General features: G+C 59.6%; 13 protein-coding genes and 1 riboswitch. Of the genes, 5 read left to right on the top strand and 8 right to left on the bottom strand.

The annotated features are described in order from the left end of the window. Nucleotides 1–157: 157 nt before the first annotated feature. Nucleotides 158–1,633, top strand: coding sequence for a lipopolysaccharide biosynthesis protein (locus E5J99_RS12705; RefSeq protein WP_135498184.1), 1,476 nt, complete (start codon nt 158–160; stop codon nt 1,631–1,633). A 194-nt stretch (nt 1,634–1,827) separates the two neighbouring features. Here E5J99_RS12705 and E5J99_RS12700 read toward each other — a convergent pair whose 3' ends face one another. Next, nucleotides 1,828–3,276 (bottom strand): amino acid permease, encoded by a 1,449-nt coding sequence (locus E5J99_RS12700; protein WP_135498183.1) that lies wholly within the window; start codon nt 3,274–3,276, stop codon nt 1,828–1,830. Between the two features lie 295 nt (nt 3,277–3,571). Continuing rightward, a riboswitch (SAM riboswitch) is annotated at nt 3,572–3,664 on the bottom strand. Between the two features lie 396 nt (nt 3,665–4,060). On the opposite strand from E5J99_RS12700, the gene E5J99_RS12695 reads away from it, so the two are divergent. After that, nucleotides 4,061–4,750, top strand: coding sequence for a TIGR02117 family protein (locus tag E5J99_RS12695; RefSeq protein ID WP_135498182.1), 690 nt, complete (start codon nt 4,061–4,063; stop codon nt 4,748–4,750). A 13-nt stretch (nt 4,751–4,763) separates the two neighbouring features. On the opposite strand, the gene E5J99_RS12690 is transcribed toward E5J99_RS12695, so the two are convergent. Together E5J99_RS12690 and E5J99_RS12685 are read right to left on the bottom strand one after the other, a co-directional pair. Then, a complete protein-coding gene (locus E5J99_RS12690) occupies nt 4,764–5,507 on the bottom strand; it encodes an EcsC family protein (RefSeq protein WP_135498181.1) in 744 nt (247 codons plus the stop codon). Between the two features lie 87 nt (nt 5,508–5,594). After that, on the bottom strand, nt 5,595–6,467 hold the full coding sequence (locus E5J99_RS12685) for a hypothetical protein (RefSeq protein WP_135498180.1): 873 nt from the start codon (nt 6,465–6,467) through the stop codon (nt 5,595–5,597). Nucleotides 6,468–6,713: 246 nt separating this feature from the next. On the opposite strand from E5J99_RS12685, the gene E5J99_RS12680 reads away from it, so the two are divergent. Continuing rightward, nucleotides 6,714–7,727 carry a fasciclin domain-containing protein gene (locus E5J99_RS12680; RefSeq protein WP_135498179.1) on the top strand — a complete coding sequence of 338 codons (1,014 nt, stop codon included), beginning with the start codon at nt 6,714–6,716 and terminating at the stop codon, nt 7,725–7,727. A 169-nt stretch (nt 7,728–7,896) separates the two neighbouring features. Continuing rightward, nucleotides 7,897–9,471, top strand: coding sequence for a serine aminopeptidase domain-containing protein (locus E5J99_RS12675; RefSeq protein ID WP_135498178.1), 1,575 nt, complete (start codon nt 7,897–7,899; stop codon nt 9,469–9,471). 162 nt (nt 9,472–9,633) lie between these two features. Here E5J99_RS12675 and E5J99_RS12670 read toward each other — a convergent pair whose 3' ends face one another. Both E5J99_RS12670 and E5J99_RS12665 read right to left on the bottom strand, forming a co-directional pair. Continuing rightward, on the bottom strand, nt 9,634–10,665 hold the full coding sequence (locus E5J99_RS12670; protein ID WP_135498177.1) for a Gfo/Idh/MocA family protein: 1,032 nt from the start codon (nt 10,663–10,665) through the stop codon (nt 9,634–9,636). Nucleotides 10,666–10,769: 104 nt separating this feature from the next. Next, nucleotides 10,770–11,933 (bottom strand): DegT/DnrJ/EryC1/StrS family aminotransferase, encoded by a 1,164-nt coding sequence (locus E5J99_RS12665; RefSeq protein ID WP_245318933.1) that lies wholly within the window; start codon nt 11,931–11,933, stop codon nt 10,770–10,772. Between the two features lie 148 nt (nt 11,934–12,081). Here E5J99_RS12665 and E5J99_RS12660 point away from each other — a divergent pair, with 148 nt between their 5' ends. Then, nucleotides 12,082–12,990 (top strand): DUF6565 domain-containing protein, encoded by a 909-nt coding sequence (locus E5J99_RS12660; protein ID WP_135498176.1) that lies wholly within the window; start codon nt 12,082–12,084, stop codon nt 12,988–12,990. A gap of 74 nt (nt 12,991–13,064) precedes the next feature. Here E5J99_RS12660 and E5J99_RS12655 read toward each other — a convergent pair whose 3' ends face one another. The 3 genes from E5J99_RS12655 to E5J99_RS12645 all read right to left on the bottom strand — a co-directional run bounded on the left by E5J99_RS12655 (nt 13,065) and on the right by E5J99_RS12645 (nt 14,968). Next, nucleotides 13,065–13,964 carry a glycosyltransferase gene (locus E5J99_RS12655; protein WP_135498175.1) on the bottom strand — a complete coding sequence of 300 codons (900 nt, stop codon included), beginning with the start codon at nt 13,962–13,964 and terminating at the stop codon, nt 13,065–13,067. 4 nt (nt 13,965–13,968) lie between these two features. After that, nucleotides 13,969–14,673 carry a cell division ATP-binding protein FtsE gene (locus E5J99_RS12650; protein ID WP_135498174.1) on the bottom strand — a complete coding sequence of 235 codons (705 nt, stop codon included), beginning with the start codon at nt 14,671–14,673 and terminating at the stop codon, nt 13,969–13,971. Nucleotides 14,674–14,761: 88 nt separating this feature from the next. Beyond that, nucleotides 14,762–14,968, bottom strand: a complete 207-nt coding sequence (locus E5J99_RS12645) for a fructose-6-phosphate aldolase (RefSeq protein WP_135498173.1) — start codon at nt 14,966–14,968, stop codon at nt 14,762–14,764. Nucleotides 14,969–15,064: the final 96 nt, after the last annotated feature.

Below are 15,064 nucleotides of genomic sequence, written 5' to 3'. Positions count from 1 at the left end.
TCCGCGCAGTCGAAACATGACCGTATTTTTGCCAAAGTAGAGTTTCCAGACACTACCTAGTGAAAAGCCGCAGGCTCAGGTCGCCCACCTTACGCGGGCTAGGCAAAAACGCACAGGCTCACTGGTTCATCACTTCACCGTTTCACCGTTTCACCACTTGGGTATTGTTCAGCGGCAAGGGCTGCGTAACACGATTATTTCCTACATCGGCCTAGCGCTAGGCTTCGTGAATACGGCCTTCGTGCTGCCCGCGCTGCTGGCCCCGGCCCAGCTGGGCCTCACCACGCTGCTGGTGTCCAGCGCCACGGTGTACGCGCAATTTTCGGCCTTTGGATTTGCCAGCGTGGGCATCCGCTTCTTTCCTTACTTCCGCAACCGCGAGGCGGGCCACCATGGCTTTCTGCCCCTGCTGCTGGGGCTGCCCATGTTCGGCTTTGCGCTGATAACAGCGTTTTACCTGCTGGGCCAGCCCCTTATTCTGGCCCGATACGAACCTGAGGACCTGGCTCTGTTGCAGCCTTACTACGTGTGGGGCTGCCTGCTGGCGCTGTTTGTGCTGCTCTATTCCCTGCAGGATGCTTACCTGAAAGGGCTTTACCACACGGCCTTCTCCTCGTTTCTGCAGGACATTGTGCTGCGTGTGCTCATTGCGGGGCTGGCTTTGCTCTATGGCAAGGGCATCCTCGAGTTTCACGAGTTCGTGCTGGGCTACATCGGACTCTACGGCGCTAATGTGCTGCTGCTGACCGGCTATCTGGCTTACATCGGGGAGCTGCACCTGCGGCCCACCCGGGCGGCGCTGCGCGTGCGGCCGGTGGCCGAAATCGTGCGTTTCGGCGGCTTTGCGCTGCTTTCCGGTCTGTCGGGCAGCATCCTGGGCTCTATCGATTCCTGGATGGTGAGTGCCCAGATCAGCCTGGCGGCGGCGGGCGTGTACGGTATTGCCTACAACATCAGCACGGCCCTGACCATTCCGGCCCGCTCGCTCAATAAGATTGCCTTTCCGCTACTGGCCCAGTACTGGAAAGATCAGGACCTGCCGCGCATGGCCGCTTTCTACCGCGACACGACCCGGCTCAACACCATTCTGGGTTGCTATCTGGCCCTGGGCATTGCGCTCAACCTCGACTTCATCTATTCACTCATCAAAAACCCGGTGTACGCCACGGGCACCACAGCCGTACTGCTGCTGCTGGCCGGCCGGCTGTTCGATGGTATCACCGGCGTCAATGGCCTGATTGTCGTGACCTCGCCGCGCTACCGCTTCGACTTGATTTTCAATTTGTCGCTGGCCGCCATTACCGTGCTGCTCAACCGCCTGCTGATTCCGCCGCTGGGCATCACCGGCTCGGCCCTGGCCACGCTCTTCGCCATCGTGAGCATCAACACAGCCCGGACTTGGTTTGTGTGGTACAGCTACCGGTTGCAGCCCTTTACCTGGCGCATTCCCCTGATTCTGCTCGTGGCCGCAGGCTCTGGCCTGTTGGTGTGGCTGCTGCCCGAGCTGCCCTCCCGGCTGCTGACCATGCTGCTGCGCGGCACGGTGCTCACGGCCTTGTATGGCGGCGCGCTGCTGCTACTGGGCCTGGTGCCCGAAGCCCAGCCGCTGCTGCAAAAGCTGCTGCGCCGCTGAGGTGTAACGCGCGGTTCCACTTCGGGAGGCGTTGCTGGCGGTAGGTATAGCGCGCGTGGATTGTCGTTCGACGGTTCGCGAAGTGGAACTCCGCGTTACCACTACCTCCAGGCCAGCAAAAAGCCCTTGGCAGGCACTCCTCAGTGATGAAGTTGAGCTACCAAAGGCTTTACACATACGTCATTCAGGTTTATCTATTCCGTCGCTTGGGCCTGCCGTAGCTTGCTGTGCTTTTTGCCGTAGCCGTAGTAGATAGCCAGGCCAATAGCCAGCCACACGAAGAGGCGCAGCCAGGTGTCCAGCGGCAACGACACCATCATCAGCAGGCAGGTCAGGATACCGAGGATGGGCACGACGGGCACCCAGGGCGTACGGAAGCTGCGGGGCGCATCGGGCTCCTTTTTGCGCATAATCAATACCCCCAGGCACACCATCACGAAGGCCAGCAGCGTACCGATGCTGGTCATTTCGCCCACTACTGAAATAGGCACAAAGCCCGCAAAAAGGCTGATAAATACGCCCAGCAACAGATTCGACTTGTGGGGTGTGCGGAAGGTGGGGTGAATTTCGGAGAAGATGCGCGGCAGCAGCCCATCCTTCGACATGGAGAAAAACACCCGGCTCTGGCCCATCAGATCGACCAGAATAACGGAGGTGTAGCCGATAAGAATGGCAATAATGATGGCCGAGCTCAGCCAGGCATAGGGCGTCTTTTCGATGGCAATGGCTACCGGCGCGGCGCTGTTTTTGAACTCGGTATAGTTGGCCAAACCCGTGAGCACGTGGCCGAAGAGCACGAACAGCACGGTGCAGATCAGCAGGGAGCCGATGATGCCGATGGGCATGTTCTTCTGCGGATTCTTGGTTTCCTGGGCCATAGTCGCCACGATATCGAAGCCGATGAACACGAAGAATACCACGCCCGCCCCGCGCAGAATTCCGCTCAGGCCAAACTCGCCGAAGGTGCCGGTGTTCTGGGGGATGTAGGGCTGATAGTTGGCCGGATCGATGTATTGCCAGCCCAGAGCAATGAACACCAGCACGACGGCTACCTTCAGCGTCACGACCAGGGCGTTGAACCAGGCCGAGCCCGAAGTGCCGCGAATGATGATAGCCGTAATAGCCAGCACAATGAGCATGGCGGGCACGTTCACCACGCCCGATACCACGGCACCATCGGCCAGCTTGGCCGTTTCAAACGGCGACATCACCAGCTGGGGCGGGATGTGCAGGTTGAACTTGTCGAGCACCCGCACCAGGTACTGCGACCAGCTGATGGCCACCGTGGCCGCGCCCACCGAGTACTCCAGAATTAAATCCCAGCCGATAATCCAGGCAAACAGCTCGCCCATCGTGGCGTAGGAATAGGTGTAGGCCGAGCCGGCCACGGGCACCATGGAGGCAAACTCGGCGTAGCACAGCGCCGAGAAGGCGCAGCCCACCGCCGCCACCAGGAAAGAGAGCGTCACGGCCGGGCCGGCGTTGTTGGCGGCGGCAATGCCGGTGAGCGAAAACAGGCCCGCCCCGATGATAACGCCGATACCGATGGCAATGAGGCTGAAGCCGCCCAGCGTGCGTTTGAGGGTACTATCCCCCGTTTCGGCCGCTTCCGCACGAAGCAGCGCCAGTGATTTTTTAAGCATAACAGGAGGTAACGCGAAGCACTGCTTCGCGGGTCGTGAAACGGAGGCGCACCGCACCCGGTGCCCATTGCCGACGCGCCGGATGGGCACGAAAAGCAGCGTCAGCCTAGATAGGCGCAGACCTCAGAAAAGAGAAACGGAAAAAGGGACGGGGCCTATAGCGGGCCACCGCGCGGGGCAACACGTCGGCGCTTCAACAGCAACAATGCTGCGCCTTGGACGCGGCAGCAGCGGCCGATACGGCAGCAAAAACGACTAGACTGGGGAAACGGGGGAAGCAATCCACGGCAACTTGTTTTTATATGGGCAGGACTTGGCACCGTTCCGCTGGGTAGCGGGGGTTGCCGGCGCGTCAAAGAGCCTGTCTCTCAGCGCCTCTGTATAAAAACAATCCTTTGGGCAGAAAGAATTGATGGCGCAAAGGTAAAACCAGCGCGGCCGGATTTGCAACGTTTGTCGGTAAATGAGGCTGGAAAGCAGTTCCGGCAACCGTAGGCTACTGGGTGCGCGGCCTGAAATTCGAGCCCGAAAACCAACCCGAAACTAATGACCGGATTGTAGTACCAGTGAATCGAAAGCAGGCTTTGCGGGAATTTTTCCGACCGGAAAAAGGCCGCTGGCTCAACCTATTGACCAAAAAAACAGTAGTTGCCACCACTACCTGCTGCGCATATCACCAGCAGTACTACTCAGCCTACCCTACACCCCGCCGAACCGGCGGCGGCTCCAGCGTGCGAAAAGCCAGTTTTTTTCATCCTGAAGCCCCGGCCGGTTACCCTCCCCTATGCACTCAGGATTAAAAAAGGCTCTGCAACTAACCGGCTACACAGCTGGCTCCCTGGTCGGTATCGTTGGACTCTACGTGGCCACTTCCTTCGTTTTGTCCCGGATTCCGGTGAATACCGACGATGCCGACCCGGCCCAAGACGTTGATATCTTTATTCTTTCCAATGGCGTCCACACCGACATCGTAGCGCCGGTACGGAGCCCGCTGATTGACTGGAGCCAGACGGTGCGGTTCGAAAATACGCCGGCCCAGGACGCTTCGGCGCAGTACATCGGGTTTGGGTGGGGCGACAAAGGCTTTTATCTGGATACGCCGACCTGGGCCGAGTTAAAGCCGAGCACGGCCTTCAAGGCCATGTTTTACCTCAGCTCCTCGGCCATACACACCACCTTCTACCCGACCATGCGCGAGGCGGATAACTGCGTGAAAATCACCATCAGCCAAGCCGAATACGCCCAGCTGATTGCCTACATCAAAGGCAGCTTTCAGTACGACGCCGCGGGGGCCGTGATGCCCATCAAAAATCATAGCTACGGCCGCCACGACTCGTTTTACGAGGCCGTGCGGGTGTATAGCTTTCTGTATACCTGCAACACCTGGGCAAACAATGGCCTGAAAGCCTGTGGCCAGCGCGCCTGCCTCTGGACGGCCCTGGATTCGGGTATTTTCTACCAGTATCGTAAGTAATGGTCGGCAACGCTTAGCCGACGACCATCGGCGACGCCACGCCCAGCCCGTGCCGCATGCGGTAGCAGTTCATAGCGGTTTCGCCGAGCTGCTCCAGCAATTGAAAATTAGCCACCGCCCCCACCGCCGCCCCAATGACGGGCACGAGCTGCGCCATTTTGGCGAGGTCGATATAGTCACGGTACTCCTGCTGGAACGTGCGCCAGTCGAAGGCATTGGGGTCGGTGGGCAGGGTGTGCCGGTAGGTTTCCCAGCTGGCCAGCCGCTGGTAGATGTCGTTGCGGGTGTGCTGGCTCGAAAAGGCTAGCTGGAAGATATGCAGCGAATAGAGCCGCTCGGTGTAGTCGTGGCCGTCATGCCCATAGAGGGCCGCCACGTCGAAAAGCAGCTTGAGCTTGAGCCCGAGGAGCAGCGGAAAATCGGCCAGCCCCAGCAATAGCCCACCCGCGCCCGTCACAGCTCCTTCCACGCTGGCCGTATTCCGATAGGTACGGATCTGGGCGCGCACGGCGATTTCCCGCTCGGCCAGCGTCGCGGCCACCAGCGGGCGGCGCGTGGTATAGCGGGAGCCGAGCAGCACGCCGCGCACCATTTGCCGAATGGCTACCGTAATGGCTTTGTGCACCCGCTCGGGCAGCAGGTTATTGAGCCGGATCTGTAGCTGGCGCGTGAAGCGGTTCAGATACGAGGGGGCGCGCTGCATACGCTGCTGCCACGCCCGCAGCTCCTCGGCGGCCTGTTGTTCGTACGAAGTCATAGCGCCAAGGTAGCCAACCCGCGCCATACGCCGCCGCTAAAAGCCCGGACTCACGCTCAGCATAGTCAACCTGGGTTGGGCCGCTGCCTAGTAGTTGTAGGAAACGCCAGCCGATACTGCCGTCGACTTGCCCAGATTACGGCCTGATACGTACTGGCTGGCTCCCAACACAACGCCCACACCTTTGGCCACGGGGCGGAACAGGCTCGCTCCCAAACGCGTGAAGTTTACCCGGGTAGCCGGGAAATACAGATCGAAGCCGGGCTGCAGAATATCGGTGCCTTTGCTGCTCGAATTCTGAACCGAGACCCAGGCTTCCGCATACAGCTTCAGCCCCGCATAGCCTACTTTGGCATCGCCAATGAACGCATTCGGCACGCGGTTGGTACGGGCGCTGTAGCCCGCCTGCCCCGTGACAAACACCCCGGAGGGGGTTTTCAGGTGGGCAACCCCCTGCGTGTTGAACTTGGTGGCCCGGTTGCCGATGGCAATGATGTACTCCAGACCCTTATCCGACTTATAGTTACTGGCCGGCGTAGTCACGCCCACCACACCCAGCAAGTCCAGCACATTGTTGCCGACCGTGGTAGAATAAGCCTTGAATTTGACCAGCCCCGATACATCCTGCAGGCCGCTACGCGAGTTGACGAAGCCTTGGCCGTTGCCTTTGCCTTCCGAGCGAATGTAGGGCAGGCTGAGCACCGCTTCCACTTTGTCGCTGATGCCATAGTTGGCATACACGCTCACCGACGAAACCTTGATTTCCTGAAAGACGGGCACTTCGCTCACTTTTTCCGGCACCAGATAAACGCTTTTGTAGCGTTCGGCCGTGCCCGTGAAGGAAACCGAGCCGTGGCCTTTGCCCACCATAAAGCCACTGACGAGGCTCTGGGCCTGGGCCTGCCCACTAAGCAGCAGGACCGCTGAAAACAGAAGTGAAAATGTGTAAGAGTATTGCATGCAAGTAGGAAGTGTAATCAAAAAAGTTCGGGGTAGCAGAACGAAGTGCCAAGTGAACAAAAGCATTTTGGTATTGTTCAGCTCCCAAAATGAACCGGCAGACTTCGCGCAAGCGGAGCACCTACGGATACAATTTCACATCGGGTTTTATTGGCCCTAAATCCGTTAGCTAATTTGCCGCGTTTGTATGCCGCTTCTGCTAGTTTCCTGCCGACCTGCTCTGTAATCACGTCCTACCTATTGCCCATGAAATACCCTTTACGCTCGTTTCTTACCGGCCTTTCTCTCGGGGCCGCGCTGCTCAGCAGCTGTTCCAAAAACACGGAGTCCGACCCGTCGATTGCGGGTATCGCCGTGGCTAATGCCAGCTTCAGCGTGCTCGAGGATGCCGCCGTACGCGGTGGGGTCGTGGAGGTATTGTCTAACAAAAACCCCAATGACCCGCAAGGCAACTACACCGTTTTTGCCCCTAACAACGATGCTTTTGCCAAATTGGGACTAACGAAAGCTACCGATTTGCAGGCGCTGCAAACCAGCTTCCTGACCAGCACCTTGTATTACCACGTCACGGGCGGTAACCTGGCCGGCAGCGCTCTGGTAGCGGGCAGCACGTCGCCTTCCGCGCTGGCGGGCATCACGCGCCGCATCGTGAGCCGCAACAACAGCCGCTACGTCAATGGCTCCCGCATTCTGGCCACCGACGTGAAAGCGTCGAACGGCACGGTACATGTTATCGATAAAGTGCTGCTGGCTACCGGAGCCGACGTGGTCAATTCGGCCATTGCCCTCAGCACTTCCAAAGTTTTCGTGCAGCCTGATCTGCAATATCTGGTGTATGCCGTGGTGTACTGCGAGTTGGGCGCGGCGCTGTCGGAAGGCAGTCCCCAGCTCACCGTTTTTGCCCCCACCGACCAGGCTTTCAAAGACTTATACCGACAGTTTGGCATTCAGCTCAACGAACCCAAGGACCTGGAAAAGCTGCCCAATGCCAAAGCCACGCTGACAGCGGTATTGCTCAACCACGTTCTGCTGGGCACGCAGGCCGGCAAACTCACGCAGTTCACCTCCGAGCTACCCGAAAGCGCCTCATTGCCTACGCTGGGCGGTGGCAGCCTGACCTTCGGAGCCTTCACGAATGGCGTGCTGACGGTGAAGGGCGAGGGCAACGGCACGACCAGCGCCAACATGGCCATTCCCGATATTCAGTGCACCAACGGCGTCGTACACGTCATCGACCGGATTTTACTACCCAAGCTGTAAACTGGCTTAAAATCCCTACTTTTGGGGCTATATTCCCACAGATATAGCTCTTAAGGTTAGCGCGCTAGCCTCTTTGGCTTTCGTTTCTCCGCCCTGTCTCACTACCTGTTGCCAGTCGGGAAATGCCTTGTTTAAGGATGTGCGGCCCACGCTTACTTTCTGCTTCTGTATGAAGAATAATACCGCCGGCTTTCTGTGGAGCTGGCTTCTTCTTCTCTTCGTTTCTATTGGGGCCAACGCCCAGGATCAGCCTCAGACCCCGGCTCCTGTCCCTGCCGCGGCTTCGCCCAAAATTGTGCTCGATGGCCAATGGAAAGGCGAGCTGCCGGTACCCGGTGGCAGTCTGCCCATCACGATTACCATCACCGATCTGGCAGGCGGCGGGCACTTTGCCGTACTCGACGTGCCGGCCCAGCGCATCAGCCACGCCATTCTGAACGTGGAGCAGCACAGCGACACGCTACTGTTTTTTTCTGATGAGCTGGGATGCCGCTTCACCAGTCAGCGCTCGGCCGATGGCCAGCAGCTGGTGGGCCAGTGGAAGCTCCAGACCTTTCAGACGCCACTTACGCTGAAGTTTTCGGCTAAGCCGGCCCCCTCCAAGAACTTCAAGTTTCCGCCGCCCTACCGGGTAGAAGAAGTTGCTTTTTCCAATTCCCAGGATAACATTCGCCTCAGCGGTACGCTCACCGTTCCGCCCGGCGAAGGTCCGTTTCCCGGCATCGTGCTGCTATCGGATATGGGCCCCCAGGACCGCGACGCGACCCAGGGCAGCTACAAGATGTTCGGCGCACTGGCCGACTACCTCACCCGCCACGGTATTGCGGTACTCCGCCTCGACGACCGGGGCGTGGGCCAGTCGGGCGGCGACTGCGCCACGGCTACCACTGCCGACCGCCTGCGCGACACCCAGATCAGCCTGAACTTCTTGCGGACTCGGCCGCTCATCGATTTTGGCAAGCTCGGCCTCATCGGGCACGGCGAAGGCGGCAACGTAGCGTTGCTGGCCGCGGCGCAGCCCTTGCCCCCTGCTTTCGTAGTAACGATGGCGGCCTCGGGAGCCGGCGGCACGGAAGTACTCAGCCAGCAGGCCACGGGGTTTCTCAAGGCCGGTGAGGCAGATACGGCCCAGGAATCCCTGGTGAAAAAGCAGCTGCAAAACCAACAGCTGCTCGGGCAGAAAATCGACGAGCTGCGGGCCAAAGGCGCCAATTCGGCGCAGGTAGAAACCTTCATTTCCCAGCAGCAGATGCGCCAGCGGGCCGAGGACAAGAAGCGCCAGGACGCCATCGTGAAGCAGCAAAAAGCCATTCTGGAGATTATCCGACAAACGGCTGACAACGCCCAGGCTCAGGCCATCGTCGCCAACATGATCAACCAGGCAAATCCGGGCATCGACCCGGCCCAGGTGCAGGCCCGCACAGCCCACATGACCAGCCGCTGGTACCGTCATTACCTGGATTTTGACCCGCAGCCGGAGCTGGCGAAAGTGCGCGGCGCGGTGCTTCTGTTGCACGGCACCGACGATGCCCAGGTCAACGTCAGCCATTTGACGCTGCTGGAGAAAGGCCTGAAAAGCAGCGGCAACAAGCGCGCCGAGGTGCGCCGCCTGTCGGGTATCAACCACCAGTTTCAGGCTCCTATTTCGGAGTGGCCCCTGATTGGCGGTGAACCCAAGCCCGTGTTTTCCCCCCTCGTTCAGCAAACAATTCTGGACTGGGTGAAGCTGAAGCTGGCCGAATAACACTGCACCGGGGCGTAACCCTGAAACGGGCCCGGCTGCTCTCCCTTGCGGAAGTAGCCGGGCCCGTTTGCTTTATGGAGCTTCACCCTGGCTCTAGCCTCGCAGCAGACGGCCTTCGTTGCGGCATCCTTTCTCCTGAGGATACGCCCAACGGTGCAACAGCTATTGCTCTTTCAGGCTGTATATCCGCTCAATAATCTCGACCACTTTAAGTCCTTCCAGTGCGTTGGTGGTGGCAAAGCCGCGCTTCTGCACCGTATTCACCACATTCTCTATCACCTGCACATGGTTGGCCGCGCTGCCCTGATAGGGACCGTAGTCGTTGGCAGGATTGGTGGGCGGCAGCTCCGGCAGCGTGTAGTCGCGCAGGTGACAGTACTCCACCTTGTCCATGTACTGGCCCCCGATTTTGAAGCTGCCATGCTCGGCTACCACGGTGAGGCTGCTTTCCAGGTTCCGGTCCCAGACGGCGGTGCTGTACTGGAGCGTGCCGCTACCGCCGCGCACCAGGTCGAACGTTACCAAGCCGCTGTCTTCGAAGTCGGTAATGCCGGCATGGTTGAAGTCGCGGAAGCGGGCGTCAATGTTGGTGATATCGCCAAAAACCCAATACAGCAAATCGACGAAGTGGCTGAACTGCGTGAACAGCGTGCCGCCGTCCTGCTCCTGGGTGCCTTTCCAGCCGCCCGGCTTGTAGTAGCGGGCGTCGCGGTTCCAAAAGCAATTGATCTGCACCAGGTAGATCTGCCCCAGCTTGCCCTGCTCATACACGTGCTTCAGCCAGGCAGCCGGCGGAGAATAGCGGTTTTGCATGACGCCGAAAACCAACCGGCCGGTTTGTAAGGCGGTGTGCACAATAGCTTCGGCGTCGGCCTTGCGCAGGGCAATGGGCTTTTCGATGACCACGTGCAGGCCGTGGTTCAGCCCCGCAATGGCTTGGGGCGCGTGTTGGTTATTAGGGCTAGCTACTGTCAGCACGTCGGCGGGCGGGCCCTGCGCCAGATATTCGGCCAGAGAAGCAAACAGCGGCACGCCCGGGAACTCGGCCGTTAGCGAAGCCGATAACTCCGCCCTGGTGTCAATGAGGGCGACCAGCTGCGCATCGGGGTGGTTCTGGACGAAGCTGGCGTGGCGGCGGCCAATGTGGCCCACGCCGCAGATTGCAAAACGAACGGGAGAGGAAGCAGTATTCACAGACTGCGAATGTAGCGGAATGCCCCGCTTTCCGGGCAGCGCGCACGAAAAAGACCCACTACCGGTGCATTTTGGCCGTGCGCTCTATGTTCTTGCCGTGGCAATCAGCCAAGGCGAATACCCGCCGCTACACTATCACTTATGTACTGTAGCTGCTCCGGAGTAAGGCCCGGATGAATGGGCAACGACAGCACCGACTGGCAGAGCTGCTCGGCTACCGCAAACTGACCGGGCTGGTAGCCTAAATACTGGTACGCGGGCTGCAAATGCGTTGGCACCGGATAATACACCACGCTGGGCACGCCCTGTTCTTGCAGGAAGCGCTGCAGCGGGTCGCGCCGGGATGGGTCGAGGGTAATAGTGTACTGATGAAACACGTGGGTGCTGCGCGGGTCCCGCGCCGGGATGCGCACTGCCGGCAGACCGGCCAGGGCGGCATCGTAGTGCGCCGCCGCGCGCTGCCGGGCCTGCGTCCATTGGGGCAGGTGCCGCAGCTTGACTCGCAGGATGGCGGCCTGCAGCGTGTCGAGGCGCGAATTCAGCCCAATATGCTCGTGGTAGTACTTGCGGGTCTGGCCGTGGTTGGCCAGCTGGCGCAGGTACATAGCCCGGGCGGCGTCGCGGGTAAATAAGGCACCGCCATCACCAAAAGCACCCAGGTTTTTGGATGGGAAGAAAGATGTAGTACCCACCTCCCCCACGGTTCCCGCGAACACTGCGCTACCATCGGCCAACTGGTAGGTAGCCCCAATAGCCTGGGCATTGTCTTCTATTAAAGCCAGCTGATGGCGTTGGGCAAGCTGGGAAAGTGCCACCAGATCGGCACACTGCCCAAACAGATGCACAGCAATGATAGCGCCCGTACGGGGCGTAATGGCCGCTTCAACCGCCGCCGGATCAAGGCAGAACGTATCGGGCCGCACCTCGGCACACACGGGCCGCAGCCCCAGAATCGCCACGGCCTCCATGGTAGCCACGTAGGTAAAGGCTGGCACAATAACCTCGGTGCCGGCGGGCAGCCGCAAGCTCATCAGGGCCAGTTGCAGGGCATCGGTGCCGTTTCCGCAAGGAATTACCTGCGCCTGACCCAGATACTCGCTCAGCTCCTGGGCAAAGAGCCCCACCGCCGGCCCCTGAATAAAGGCGGCCGTGCGCAAGACTTCCTGCATGGCGGCGTCCAGTTCAGCTTGCAGGGGAGCATGTTGGGCCGCCAGATCCAGAAGCTGAATGGGCGCGGTGGGAGCAGTAGGCGTTGGCAAGGACAGCAAAGCGGAGGGGTTTGCCTCAAAGATAGAAGGCCCCGGCAAACCAGCGCCGCAAGGCCGGCCGCGCAACCCGAAAGGAAAAGCTTGCGTTAAGCGGGCCAGATGGCTGTATTAAGACCCAGCTATATTCTCCCCACCAACCGTACACACCATGTTTAAGAAAAATCTCACCATACACGCCCTGGCAACCTTGCTGCTGCTCGGCGGCACGACGCTCACTCAGACCAGCTGCTCCCAAGCCGATAAAAAAGAGGTTTCGCAGGAAAGCGACCAGGCCTACGAAGACTTCAAAACATTTGTAAGCACGGCCGAAACCCAGGTTGACAACGTAGCCGGCAAAGCGGAAGCGGACTATGAGCGGGAAACCAGCGACATGAAAGCCGAGTTTGACGCCAAGGTAGCGTCCGTTGACAAATACGCGGACCAGTATGACGACACCCGCCGCCAGGAAATAGAGCAGCTGCGCACCCGTTACACCACGGCCTACGACAAGCGCGACATGGCCTGGAAGAGCCGTCCTACTTCGGTAGAGGGCACCAGCATGGGTAGCGGTAGCACCGCCCGGATTTACCAGTCGGAAGCCCCGCAGTACAGCGGCCTGACGGCCGGTACTATTCGTGGCACTTATGAGGCGTTTACCGCCCGCGTCAACGAAAACGAAAACCGGTATGGTATCGAAGACTGGCGCGCCGTAAACGCCGATTGGCGGGCTCTCGACGAGCGCTACGACCAAATTAAGAGCGAAGTAAGCACCGCTGATCGGGCCGAAATTGCCAAGGAGAAGCTGAAGTATGCTGCCTTCAAATCGTATGACAAAACTGAGGCCCGCGTGGCGCAAGGTGCCGATGCCGTTGGTGCCGGCGCCCAAAACGTAGCCAACGAAACCCGCGATGAGCGGCAGGACGTGAGCAACGCCGCTTCCAACACGGGCTCCGATGTCAAAGCAGCTACCCGCTCGGTAGGTCGCAAAATCGGGGATGCGGCCCAGAAAGTAGGCGAGAAAACCAAGGAAGGCTACAAGGAAGTGAAGTCGGAGGTCAAGAATACCGACAACGACTAACGAGTGCCTTTATCTTCTATATTTCGCAAAAAGCCCGCTGGAAATTATCCAGCGGGCTTTTTGCTTGCTACAATTTAGTGCAGCTCCCGCAACAGCCAGTAGAGTTTCAGCACATCCAGCTGGCGCAGGTCGGGGGTGGCGGCCGAAAGCAGAGTGGCCCGCAGCTTGTGCTGCAGCAGCCCCAGCATAGCTCGTGCCGGCCGACTTAGGCCCAGCTGCCGCAGCCGCAACGCCATGCGCAGCAGACGGGTATCGGTGCCTAGCTGCTCGTGCCGGTAGAGCAAGGCCAGATTTTGCACGGCGGCCCGAGTTTTGTCCAGAAATAGGGCGGCTGGCTCCAGCCCGTCGTGTATGACCGGGTTATCAACGTGGCGCACCGGAATATGCGCCTGCCGCAACAGCCAGCCAAATTTGGTGTCTTCGTGCCCATAGCGGGTTAGATTTTCATCCAGCCCGAATCGCCGGAACACCGCTCCTTCGATCAGGATATTGTTGAGCGTAAGCTGGGCGTGGGGCTCCAGCTGCCGCTGCCGCGCCGGGCGTGCCTCCCGCGCGCGCCCATAGTGCCAACGCAGGCGTAGCGAGGCATCAGCCGGAGGGGCTACATCGTAGGTAGTGCCCCCGATGAGCACGGAAGCCAGCTGCCGTGCCTGGGCGTAGCGGGCCAGAAACTGGTCGTCGGGAAGCAGGCTGTCGTTGTCGAGCAGCAGCAGCCAGGGGTAGCGCGCGGCGGCGGCCAGCTGGTTGCGAATAGCTGAGCGGCCCACATTGCGCGGCAGCTCTTGGTAGCACACGCTGGGCCAGACGCGCAGCAAGCCATTGAGCTCTCGAAATTCCGGAGCGGAGGCATCGTCGAGACACAGAATTTCCGCTGGCCCGCCCCAATCAGGCAGTTGTTCGAGCAAGTCGCTGACCAGAATGGTCACGTCGCGATTATAGACCGGAATCAGGATCGAAAGGCCGGGCGCGGGCATAGCGCTATTCGGGCAACGAAACCGTGGTGCGGGTCGAGTCCAGCAGCTGGCCGGAGTCGCACTTCAGAATCCGCTTCGGATACTGCCGGATGATCTGGTAGTTGTGCGTGGCCATCAGCACGGCCGTGCCCGAGTTGTTGATTTCCACGAACAAACGCATGATGCTGTCGGCCACGTCGGGGTCAAGGTTGCCGGTAGGCTCGTCGGCCAGCAGCAGCACCGGCTCGTTGAGCAAGGCCCGGGCAATAACGACGCGCTGCTGCTCGCCACCCGAAAGCTGGTGGGGCATCTTACTGGCCGAACCCGACAGGCCCACCCGCATCAGAACTTCCGAAATGCGCTGCTGAATTTTGGCCTTGCCGCTCCACCCGGTTGCTTTGAGCACAAACAGCAGATTTTCGGCCACCGTGCGGTCGAATAGCAGCTGAAAGTCCTGAAAGATGATACCCAGCTTACGGCGCAGGTACGGCACTTTGCCCAAGCCCAGCTTTTGCAGGCCGTAGCCCGCCACAGTACCCACGCCGCCGCCCATCGGCAGGTCGGCGTACAGCGTTTTCAGCAAGGAGCTTTTGCCGGAGCCCGTACGGCCCACCAAGTAGGCAAACTCGCCTTTTTCGAGCGTGAAAGACACTTTCTGCAGGATGGTGTTCACATCCTGCATCACGTACACGTCGTGCAGCTCAATTACCGGCGCGGAAGATGTGGGCATTCTGTTGATTAGAGCTTAGAGAATAGAACTTAGAACCTGGACCATCGGAGCATCGCAAAACCGGTGCTCACGTCCGACTGGGTCTCTACTACACCAGCTCCAGCTTCTGCAGTTTACCAAACGCCAGTCCCTCAATGACGGCAGCTAGTTCCGTTTCCTTGCCTTCCAGCCCGTAGCGGTGCAGGTCCTTCAGCGGTCGGTCGGCCCGGAAGTAGGCAATAAGCACGAAGTTCTCATCGCGCAACTGGATGTAGTCCGGAATCTTGGCCTTGCCTTTTACCTTGATAATATACATACCTGATGTGTTGGGGTCTTACGGGCTCGGCGGAGGGGCTTTTTGAGTCTTATTGCAGAACAACAATCTATTCCCCCACGTCGCTGCTCCACCAAT

This window comes from Hymenobacter elongatus (genome assembly GCF_004745955.1).
In the GTDB taxonomy this organism is placed as follows: Bacteria; Bacteroidota; Bacteroidia; order Cytophagales; family Hymenobacteraceae; genus Hymenobacter; species Hymenobacter elongatus.
Note: the sequence above shows the minus strand (reverse complement) of the source record. Positions and strands in the feature narration are given on the sequence as shown.